This is a genomic window from Samsonia erythrinae, assembly GCF_004342665.1.
Classification (GTDB): Bacteria; Pseudomonadota; Gammaproteobacteria; order Enterobacterales; family Enterobacteriaceae; genus Samsonia; species Samsonia erythrinae.
The window spans coordinates 60,627-70,484 of the sequence record NZ_SMBY01000014.1 but is presented as its reverse complement, the minus strand read 5'-3'; the positions used below and the strand labels follow the sequence as shown (position 1 = coordinate 70,484).

Annotated in this window: 11 protein-coding genes; all 11 read right to left on the bottom strand. The window is 51.3% G+C overall.

Annotated elements, in window-relative coordinates; translation table 11 throughout:
- Window positions 1-113: 113 nt before the first annotated feature.
- Complete coding sequence (gene acpS / locus EDC54_RS16240) at window positions 114-494, bottom strand: holo-ACP synthase (protein ID WP_132458724.1); 381 nt, start codon at window positions 492-494, stop codon at window positions 114-116.
- Window positions 494-1,225 carry a pyridoxine 5'-phosphate synthase gene (gene pdxJ / locus EDC54_RS16235; RefSeq protein WP_132458721.1) on the bottom strand — a complete coding sequence of 244 codons (732 nt, stop codon included), beginning with the start codon at window positions 1,223-1,225 and terminating at the stop codon, window positions 494-496. Before pdxJ ends, acpS begins: the two co-directional genes overlap by 1 nt.
- An 80-nt stretch (window positions 1,226-1,305) precedes the next feature.
- Window positions 1,306-2,043, bottom strand: a complete 738-nt coding sequence (gene recO, locus EDC54_RS16230) for a DNA repair protein RecO (RefSeq protein ID WP_132458718.1) — start codon at window positions 2,041-2,043, stop codon at window positions 1,306-1,308.
- Window positions 2,044-2,054: 11 nt separating this feature from the next.
- On the bottom strand, window positions 2,055-2,960 hold the full coding sequence (gene era / locus EDC54_RS16225; protein ID WP_132458715.1) for a GTPase Era: 906 nt from the start codon (window positions 2,958-2,960) through the stop codon (window positions 2,055-2,057).
- The gene (gene rnc / locus EDC54_RS16220) at window positions 2,957-3,637 is read right to left on the bottom strand and encodes a ribonuclease III (RefSeq protein WP_132458712.1); all 681 of its coding nucleotides are present in this window, start codon (window positions 3,635-3,637) and stop codon (window positions 2,957-2,959) included. The genes era and rnc overlap by 4 nt, the downstream gene beginning before the upstream one ends.
- A gap of 267 nt (window positions 3,638-3,904) precedes the next feature.
- Window positions 3,905-4,870 carry a signal peptidase I gene (gene lepB, locus EDC54_RS16215; protein ID WP_132458709.1) on the bottom strand — a complete coding sequence of 322 codons (966 nt, stop codon included), beginning with the start codon at window positions 4,868-4,870 and terminating at the stop codon, window positions 3,905-3,907.
- A 16-nt stretch (window positions 4,871-4,886) separates the two neighbouring features.
- Window positions 4,887-6,686 carry a translation elongation factor 4 gene (lepA, locus tag EDC54_RS16210; RefSeq protein WP_132458706.1) on the bottom strand — a complete coding sequence of 600 codons (1,800 nt, stop codon included), beginning with the start codon at window positions 6,684-6,686 and terminating at the stop codon, window positions 4,887-4,889.
- 297 nt (window positions 6,687-6,983) lie between these two features.
- Window positions 6,984-7,436, bottom strand: a complete 453-nt coding sequence (gene rseC / locus EDC54_RS16205) for a SoxR-reducing system protein RseC (RefSeq protein ID WP_132458703.1) — start codon at window positions 7,434-7,436, stop codon at window positions 6,984-6,986.
- Window positions 7,433-8,395, bottom strand: coding sequence for a sigma-E factor regulatory protein RseB (rseB, locus tag EDC54_RS16200; protein ID WP_132458700.1), 963 nt, complete (start codon window positions 8,393-8,395; stop codon window positions 7,433-7,435). The genes rseC and rseB overlap by 4 nt, the downstream gene beginning before the upstream one ends.
- Window positions 8,395-9,042 (bottom strand): anti-sigma-E factor RseA, encoded by a 648-nt coding sequence (rseA, locus tag EDC54_RS16195; protein ID WP_132458697.1) that lies wholly within the window; start codon window positions 9,040-9,042, stop codon window positions 8,395-8,397. Before rseA ends, rseB begins: the two co-directional genes overlap by 1 nt.
- Before the next feature lie 58 nt (window positions 9,043-9,100).
- Window positions 9,101-9,676, bottom strand: coding sequence for an RNA polymerase sigma factor RpoE (rpoE, locus tag EDC54_RS16190; RefSeq protein ID WP_132458694.1), 576 nt, complete (start codon window positions 9,674-9,676; stop codon window positions 9,101-9,103).
- Window positions 9,677-9,858 lie beyond the last annotated feature (182 nt).

Genomic DNA, 9,858 nt, shown 5'->3' with positions numbered 1-9,858 from the left:
CGGCTGGCGATGAGCCGTTTTATTATCGAGTTCGGTGACCGCCTGAGCGCTCACCTTTAATACAGTGGCAATTACACAGAATTACGGACAGGCTCGACAGTCTATGAGAGCGCTTAACTTTCGATAATTACCGTCGCACAAGCATAGTGACGCTCGTCAGCCAGCGTAACATGACTATGTTTGACCCCCATCAGCTCAGCCAACTCAGCCGCTTTAGCAAAAAACCGCAGACAGGGTTTACCCAGTTCGTCATTAAAAACCTCAAACTGAGTAAATGCCAGCCCGTTGCGAATCCCCGTACCGAAAGCCTTTGCCGCCGCTTCTTTTACGGCGAAACGCTTAGCAAGAAAACGGATTGGCTGCTGATGCTGCTGATAGCGCTTCCATTCCACCTCGGTCAGAATGCGGCGCGCCAGCCGCTCGCCTGAACGCTCAACCACAGCTTCAATACGCGCGATTTCGACAATATCGGTTCCTAGCCCAAGAATCGCCATTAACGCCGCGCTTCCCGCATGAGGTGTTTCATTTCGGCTACGGCATCCTTCAAGCCGCTTATCACTGCTCGCCCGATAATCGCATGTCCGATGTTTAATTCGTGCATTTCCGGCAACGCGGCAATCGGCTGTACGTTATGATATGTCAATCCATGACCGGCATTGACCTTGAGCCCCTTTGCCGCCGCATAGGTCGCCGCCGCGCGGATGCGCTCGAACTCATGCTGACGTGCTTCATCCTTTGTCGCGTCGGCATAGGCCCCGGTGTGAATTTCGATATAAGGCGCGCCACTGGCGGCGGCGGCATCAATTTGCCTCTCATCCGCATCAATGAAAAGTGAAACCAATATACCGGCCTTACCCAGTCTGGCGACGGCATCATCAATTTTCGCCTGCTGCCCGGCGACATCCAGCCCGCCCTCCGTCGTCACTTCCTGACGTTTTTCCGGCACCAGACAGCAAAAATGCGGCTTCAGTTCACAGGCAATGTTCAGCATCTCTTCTGTCACCGCCATTTCCAGATTCATTCGCGTTTGAATCGTTTCCCTCAGGAGCCGCACATCACGATCCGTAATATGACGACGATCTTCACGTAAATGCACCGTAATACCGTCTGCGCCAGCCTGTTCCGCAACAAAAGCCGCCTGAACAGGGTCCGGGTACGCCGTACCACGCGCATTACGCAGTGTCGCAATGTGATCGATATTAACGCCAAGCAGCAGTTCAGCCATGAGAGATCCTCGGTAAAATCGTGCACGATGCCAGCCAGTTTACACCGATGTCGCAACGTCAGGGTACTGACGAAACAGGATTATTTATCAGAAGAGGCGATTTTGGACAAATTAGCGGCAGGGACGAATTGGCGGAAGAGTTCACGACTTTTCAGCGGCTTCCCTCCCAAATAAGGCTTTAAGGCAATGCGGGTAAAACGCTTTGCGGCCTTCAACGTCCCCGCATCAGGAAACTCGCGCGATGCCAGTGAACGCAGTTCATGTCCGGTAAAACTTCGATTATCGACGACCAGGCTGGCGATAAACCCTTTTTCTTCCCGATATTGGTAGGTCATGGTATCTGCAACCGGTTCATCACTGCCGGCACAATGCAGGAAATCGACGCCATATCCAAGATAGCCCAACAGGGCCAGCTCAAAGCGTCTCAATGCCGGCTCCGGGGACGAATCCTGAACGGCAAGATGCTGTAGGCAATGAAGATAGTCGAAAAAAAGCGCGGAGTAATTGGTTTCGTGTTCCAACACGCGGGACAGCAGTTCATTAACGTAGAGACCGCTATAAAGCATGGTGCCGGTTAGCGGCAAGGCCAGTGACGCCGGCTCCGCGTTACGCAACGTTTTCACTTCTCCCCGCCCGCTCCAGCGAACCAGCAGCGGAGTGAAAGGCTGTAGGCAGCCTTTCAAATTGGAACGACGAGCACGCGCACCTTTAGCCAGAACGCGCACACGCCCGTCGTTTTCACTGAACAGATCCAGCAGCAAGCTCGTTTCACTGTAGGGGCGCCCATGTAAGACAAACGCGCGCTGCCAGCCCTCCATCGGCGTTGGCCTTACAGGTCTTCGCTGTAACCCAGGCTACGCAGAGCGCGTTCATCATCCGCCCAGCCTGATTTTACTTTAACCCACAGTTCGAGATGCACCTTCGCTTCAAACATCTCTTCCATATCCTGACGAGCTTCAATGCCGATGGTTTTAATTTTGGCGCCTTTGTTGCCAATCACCATCTTTTTCTGGCCTTCACGTTCAACCAGAATCAGACCGTTAATGTCATAGCCGCCGCGATCGTTCGTCACGAAACGTTCAATTTCAACCGTCACGGAATACGGCAGTTCCTCCCCCAGAAAACGCATCAGTTTTTCGCGGATAATTTCCGAGGCCATAAAACGCTGAGAGCGATCGGTGATGTAATCTTCCGGGAAGTGGTGCGTCGCCTGCGGCAAATGTTTACGAACAATACTGGCGATCGTATCGACATTCGTCCCTTTCTCCGCTGAAATGGGCACAACATCCAGGAAGTCCATCTGCTGGCTCAGGAACTGAATATGCGGCAGCAGCTTGCTTTTATCCGTGACGTTATCGACTTTATTAATCGCCAACACGACCGGCAGTTTCTGGTCACGCAGCTTATTCAACACCATCTCATCATCGTCGTTCCAGTGCGTCCCTTCCACGACGAAAATGATCAGTTCAACGTCACCGATCGAACTGCTGGCGGCACGATTCATCAGGCGGTTAATCGCCCGTTTCTCTTCAATATGCAGCCCCGGCGTATCCACATAGATCGCCTGATAAGGACCTTCGGTATGGATCCCCATGATACGGTGTCGCGTCGTCTGGGGCTTACGTGACGTAATCGAGATCTTCTGCCCCAGTAACTGATTTAACAACGTGGATTTACCCACATTGGGTCGACCAACAATCGCGATAAAACCGCAGTGTGTCTGTTCTTCGCTCATTCAATTTCCAGTTTTTTCAACGCTTGTTCAGCCGCAGCCTGTTCGGCTTTTCGACGACTTGACCCCGTACCGACGACCGACTCGCTAAAGCCGCTCACCTGACAGTGGATCGTAAATTCCTGATCGTGCGCTTCCCCACGAACCTGCACCACCAAATAGGTCGGCAAAGGTAAGTGGCGTCCTTGCAGAAATTCCTGCAATCGTGTTTTGGGATCTTTTTGCTTATCGCCAGGGCTGATTTCATCCAGACGCGTCTGATACCAATTCAGAATCAGGCGTTCAATGGTCTGGATATCGCTATCGAGGAAAATGCCGCCAATCAGCGCTTCAACCGTATCAGCCAGAATCGATTCACGGCGGAAACCGCCGCTCTTTAATTCACCCGGGCCAAGGCGTAAGCATTCGCCCAGTTCGAATTCACGTGCGATTTCCGCTAGCGTATTCCCCCGAACCAGCGTCGCCCGCATCCGGCTCATATCTCCCTCATCAACCTTGGGAAAACGATGATACAGCGCATTAGCGATCACAAAACTCAGGATGGAATCACCCAGAAATTCAAGCCTTTCATTATGTTTGCTGCTGGCGCTGCGATGCGTCAACGCCTGTAACAAAAGCTCATACTGCTGAAAAGTATAGCCCAGCTTTCTTTGTAAACGATTTATCAGGATGGGATTCATGTGTTACCAATAGATCAACGATGCCTTAAAAACAGCAGCATACGGAACAGCCCTGCTTGCCAGTTCGGTCAAAACTGTTTCGTTTGCATTGGCTCCCATAAGGGAGCCTGCCTTTTCACCTGTACTCACTCAACCCGCCGGCGCGCGCTTCAAAATAACGCGCACGTTTATCCTGACGGATCGAATATCTGAGATATCTCTTTAAAAAGGGTGACTCAAATATTCTACAATGGACAGCATAAGAATGCTGCGTGTATCTTACTTTGGTTAGTGAATACCACCGATGCGACTCAAGCGCACGCCAGTCGGCCATTCACCTTCCTGTTTTTCAAAGCTCATCCAGATGGCCGTGGCTTTACCAACCAGATTTCGCTCCGATACGAAGCCCCAATAGCGACTATCCAGACTGTTGTCACGGTTATCGCCCATCATGAAGTAGTGCCCGGCGGGGACGACCCAGGTAGCAAGCTGCTGTTGAGACTGCTGGTAATAACCTCCGAGCTGATCCTGCTGGCCGGGAAGCAACAGAATATTGTGTGTCACGTTGCCCAACGACTCTTTACGCGTGCCCATCCGGACACCCTCTACGCGATCATCACCTGCCGGCACCTGATAAAAACCGCCGAGCGATTCTCGTCCCGGCTGATTGAACGTCTGAACAAAATCGCTGGGCTGCACATTGCTGTACGTGACGGCCAACGCCGTATCGCACGCCTGCCCTTCCTGACATGATGGACGAATGGTTACCTGCTTCGTCATTGGATTATAGCTGACGCGATCGCCCGGCACACCAACCACACGCTTGATGAAATCCACTTTGGGATCGGACGGATATTTAAACACCACAACGTCGCCACGCTTCGGATGCCCCGTTTCGATCAGCGTTTTCTGCGTAAAGGGCTCTTTAATGCCATAAGCAAACTTCTCTACCAGAATAAAATCACCGATCAACAGCGTTGGCATCATCGAACCGGATGGAATTTGAAAGGGTTCGTAAATAAAGGAACGGACCACCAAGACCAATGCAACCACCGGAAACACCGAAGCGATCGTTTCAATCCAACCCGGTTTTTCAACCGTTTTCGATGAAACCGCACTGTCAGCCAGATCGGCTCCGCTCATCGCTGCGAACTTTTTCCGACGGGCAGGTGCCCAGATAAAACGCTCCAAACACCAGACAATCCCTGTCACCAGTGTTACCAGCGCCAGAATGACGGCAAACATATTGGCCATGCCAACTCCTCAGAATTTACTTGCTGTCTTTACCAACATGCAGAATTGCCAGAAACGCCTCTTGCGGCAGTTCAACGTTACCAACTTGCTTCATACGTTTCTTACCGTCTTTCTGTTTCTGTAACAATTTCTTCTTACGGCTGACGTCGCCACCATAACACTTGGCCAGTACGTTTTTACGCAATTGCTTAACCGTAGAACGCGCAATAATATGGTTGCCAATCGCCGCCTGAATGGCGATGTCAAACTGCTGACGCGGAATGAGATCCTTCATTTTCTCGACCAGCTCACGACCACGATATTGTGAATTATCACGGTGCGTAATCAGCGCCAGCGCATCAACACGCTCGTTGTTGATCAACACATCAACACGCACCATGTCCGATGCCTGAAAACGCTTAAAGCTGTAGTCCAACGAGGCATAACCGCGAGAGGTTGATTTCAAGCGGTCGAAGAAATCGAGCACAACTTCAGCCATTGGGACTTCATACGTCAACGCAACCTGATTACCGTGGTAAACCATGTTCGTCTGTACGCCGCGTTTCTCAATGCAAAGCGTAATTACGTTGCCCAGATATTCCTGTGGCAGCAACATATGACACTCGGCGATCGGCTCGCGCAGTTCCTGAATATTATTCAACGGCGGCAGCTTAGAGGGGCTATCGACGTAGATAACCTCTTTCCCCGTCGTTTCAATTTCATACACAACCGTCGGCGCGGTGGTGATCAAATCCAAGTCGTACTCGCGCTCCAGACGCTCCTGAATGATCTCCATGTGCAGCAGGCCGAGGAAGCCACAGCGGAAACCAAAGCCCAGCGCGGTAGAACTTTCCGGTTCATAGAACAGCGAAGCATCATTCAGACTCAGCTTGCCTAATGCGTCGCGGAAGGCTTCATAGTCATCGGAACTGATCGGGAACAGACCTGCGTAGACCTGCGGCTTGACTTTCTTGAAGCCCGGCAACGCTTTTTCAGCCGGCTGACGAGCCAGCGTCAAGGTATCCCCTACCGGCGCACCCAAAATATCTTTGATGGCGCAAACCAGCCAACCAACTTCGCCGCATTGCAATACATCGCGATCGATCTGCTTCGGTGTAAAAATCCCAAGACGGTCGGCGTTATAAACCTGTCCCGTGCTCATCACCTTAATTTTATCGCCTTTGCGCATGGTGCCATTTTTAATACGCACCAGTGACACAACACCAAGGTAATTATCAAACCAGGAATCGATAATCAGCGCCTGTAGCGGTTCATCAGGGTCGCCTTCCGGCGGAGGAATATCACGCACCAGACGCTCCAGCACATCCGGTACGCCAACACCGGTCTTGGCAGAACAACGTACCGCATCCGTGGCATCAATACCGACGATATCCTCAATTTCCTGCGAAACACGATCCGGGTCAGCCGCGGGCAGATCGATTTTGTTCAGGACCGGAACCACTTCCAGATTCATATCCAACGCGGTATAGCAGTTAGCCAGCGTTTGGGCTTCAACGCCCTGTCCGGCGTCGACGACAAGCAACGCACCTTCGCAAGCGGCAAGCGAACGGGAAACTTCATAAGAGAAGTCGACGTGCCCCGGCGTATCAATGAAGTTTAACTGGTAGGTTTGGCCGTCCTGCGCTTTATAATCCAGCGTCACGCTCTGCGCTTTAATCGTTATTCCACGCTCACGTTCCAGATCCATGGAATCCAAGACCTGCGCAGCCATTTCACGTTCGGTCAAACCACCGCAAATCTGGATAATACGGTCAGATAACGTCGATTTACCGTGGTCAATATGGGCAATAATGGAGAAATTTCGTATATGCTTCATTATAAAAATTTTTCTACCTTGATATTCCTGAAATTCTTGCCGATGGGTATGCGCATAGGCGAAACAGCAGCGATGTCATTCCACCTGAATCGCAGCATTCTACATGCCAGAAGCGTGAAAACCTAGTCATGTCCGGTGTATTCCCTTTGATTATGACGGTTTTATTTGGAATAACAGAGCAGCGGAAGGAAAGCGGAAAGCAAAGCGTCATCACCTGATAAATATCGCAACGAAAAATGACAAAACCGTGAAGAGCAATGTTATTACGCGCCGTTCAAACATGAATAAGCAAACGGGTCAATTTTGCAGAAAGGTCCCAGGCAGCGCAATTTGCAGGATAACGGGTTCATAACGTTTGTTTCTGCCCAACTGCTTTGCCCACCGCCTCACGCCGATGAACGCCAGGCCGCCGCCCAGCAAGGCGCCAATAACCGCGCCCAGATCGGTACTTAACAGCATCTGGAATATCGCCGCGCCGCACAGCAGCCCTACGATAGGAACAAAATAAACCAGCACAGCAGAGAACAATAACCGTCCTTCAGAAATGCCCAGTTCTACTTTCTGTCCCGGTTCTAAAGGCCGATCGCAGGAAACGTACAGCACATTCTCAGCAGAAAGACCTAACTGACTTAATAAGCCGGTTCCACACGTTGAACGGGATTGACAGCTGCCGCACCCGGCGCTCGGCTCACACCGTAGCGCCGCAACGCCATCCTGCCATGAAACGACGGTTGCCCATTCTCTGATCACGGTTGTGCCTTCAGTGTAATGCTGTCGGCTACGCGTTTAGCCGTCGCCAGGGGGATATCACCAACCACAGTAATCTCGCGATTACCGCGCATCGCGGTATAGATGGCGCGCCGACCGGTAAGTAAAGATTGATCGCCGCCCGCATCAGAAGACGGGCTAACATTGATGGAAAAGCTGAATAAACCATCGCTGTACAGACGCGTTTCAATCGGTATAGCGGCGCCCGACAACACCTTTTTATTGTGTGAAACTTCTTTCATGCCCGATGGCAACCATTCCGGCATCCAGTTGAAATCACCATGTTCGATAGCCGGCACAGGCAACGCAGGCGGAAGGTTAATACGTTCCAAAGGACGCATCACCTCCATCACGTCATCATCAATAATCAGCGACGTCGTTAAGAATTGCTCCAGCCGTCTGTCGCCATTGCGATCCTGCAAATCAATACGCAGCGGCAATTTGGAATCGGCATCAATCCACACCATATAGCTGTAGCGCGTCCCGTCGCGAGAAATCACCCGAACGCCCGAGGCCAGACGATCGGCAATACGCACCCGTCCGTCGGCGGGGACAAAATCATAATAGGACGATAATTTCTGAAAATCAGCAAAGACCAAAGAAGGAAGAGAATCGACGATGTGATCGCTGGTGAGCGTAAACGGCTCAAAACCGGGATCAAAATAACTGACCTCATTACCACGCTGTACAATTTCGCGTCGCGGTCCGTCCATAAACAGGAGCTGAGCCAACGCACGACGATTAACCACAGCATGGCGATAACGTACCGACTCAAACCCTTGCAGCGTGATGTTGATAAATGAAATTTCATAGTTCAAAGAACGAACCGCGCTATTCATTTGTTGCAATAACGCGCCCGGCTCAACGCGTTGAGCCGGGGAAACTGTAGAATAAAGCAGACTACCCATCAGCAAACAGGTAACGGACCAGACTCGCTTCATTACTGGGGCTGCGTTCCTAATGATTGCGTACCGGGAACCTGAACCGCCGCTTGCTGATCATCCTGCGGTAGGTCGTGCTCGGTATGTAAGCGGCGCTGTAATTCATAGTCCTGCAAAATAGCGTTAAGACGGCTACGCTGTATATCCGATTTTTGCTGACCGCTGTATGGCACCACGTTTTCTGACGGTACGCCCAGACTCACGGGGGAAGCCGTCCCCATCGCAGGTAAGGTACTGAACACGCCGGACTCCACAACATGCTCAGAGGAATGACCTTGCTGGTAATTTTGAACGCCGACAATCACCGCTAAAGACACGCAGGCAGCGACTCCCACCTGCGTCAGCTGGCTGCTCCATGGGCGAATCTTTTTCCAAAATGGCATTTTGGCCCACTCGACGGGATGCGGCTGGGATTCCGGCTGAGCTTGTGGAACCAGACAAACAGGTTCTTTTTCGATTGCATCAGCAACGCGGGAGGCAATATCCAGATGCATGATGTGCTCATTCACATCGCCACGTAATGCATCACGGATTAGATGATAACTTTGCCAACTTTGCTGCAACTTGTCATCCTGCGACAATGCGCTGAGCAGTTCAGAATCCACTGCCTCGCCATCCATTAAAGCGGAAAGTTTCTCTTTCTGCATACCGATACCCTTACCTTGTCAAATCCATCATTATTCACGCAGATAGCTGAAACCCAGACTAACGCTGAATAAGCGGTTGTACTTTATTATCAATCGCTTCCCGCGCTCGAAAAATGCGAGAACGAACGGTGCCTACGGGACAATCCATAATGACAGCGATCTCTTCGTAGCTTAAACCATCCAATTCGCGCAGCGTAATCGCCAAACGCAAATCTTCCGGTAAAGACTCGATAGTTCGGAAAACGATACTTCTTAACTCCTCAGACAACATTAAATTCTCAGGGTTCGATATTTCTTTCAGTGCGCCTGCATTTTCATAGTTTTCCGCATCGTTGGCGTCAATGTCGCTGGACGGCGGGCGACGCCCCTGAGCGACCAGATAATTTTTGGCCGTATTCACCGCGATACGGTATAACCAGGTATAGAATGCGCTATCGCCGCGGAATGATTCCAACGCGCGATACGCTTTAATAAATGACTCCTGCACGACATCCGGCACATCCCCTTGTGGGACATACCGCGATACCAGGCTCGCCACCTTATGCTGATAACGAACGACCAACAAGTTAAACGATTTTTGATCGCCGTTCTGGACCCGCTCGACCAGAACTTGATCCGCCAGTTGCTCGCTCATCCGAGGTAATCTCTCCTCAAACCGTTCTCCACACGTAAAATAGTACTGCCAGCTATATGAATCATACTTAGAGCAAGCCCCTGTTAGAGCCGATATATCACATAAAGTTCCGGGCTATCATTTTCCTTTTGCTTAGCGCCATCACGTATTAGGTCCAACTCGGGCCGTGTCGCCTTTGCGAA

Coding starts and splice junctions, on each gene's coding strand:
- rpoE (WP_132458694.1), bottom strand. CDS start 9,676: ATGAGCGAGCAACTGGCGGATCAAGTTCTGGTCGAGCGGGTCCAGAAC.
- pdxJ (WP_132458721.1), bottom strand. CDS start 1,225: ATGGCTGAACTGCTGCTTGGCGTTAATATCGATCACATTGCGACACTG.
- acpS (WP_132458724.1), bottom strand. CDS start 494: ATGGCGATTCTTGGGCTAGGAACCGATATTGTCGAAATCGCGCGTATT.
- era (WP_132458715.1), bottom strand. CDS start 2,960: ATGAGCGAAGAACAGACACACTGCGGTTTTATCGCGATTGTTGGTCGA.
- rseA (WP_132458697.1), bottom strand. CDS start 9,042: ATGCAGAAAGAGAAACTTTCCGCTTTAATGGATGGCGAGGCAGTGGAT.
- lepB (WP_132458709.1), bottom strand. CDS start 4,870: ATGGCCAATATGTTTGCCGTCATTCTGGCGCTGGTAACACTGGTGACA.
- rnc (WP_132458712.1), bottom strand. CDS start 3,637: ATGAATCCCATCCTGATAAATCGTTTACAAAGAAAGCTGGGCTATACT.
- lepA (WP_132458706.1), bottom strand. CDS start 6,686: ATGAAGCATATACGAAATTTCTCCATTATTGCCCATATTGACCACGGT.
- recO (WP_132458718.1), bottom strand. CDS start 2,043: ATGGAGGGCTGGCAGCGCGCGTTTGTCTTACATGGGCGCCCCTACAGT.
- rseB (WP_132458700.1), bottom strand. CDS start 8,395: ATGAAGCGAGTCTGGTCCGTTACCTGTTTGCTGATGGGTAGTCTGCTT.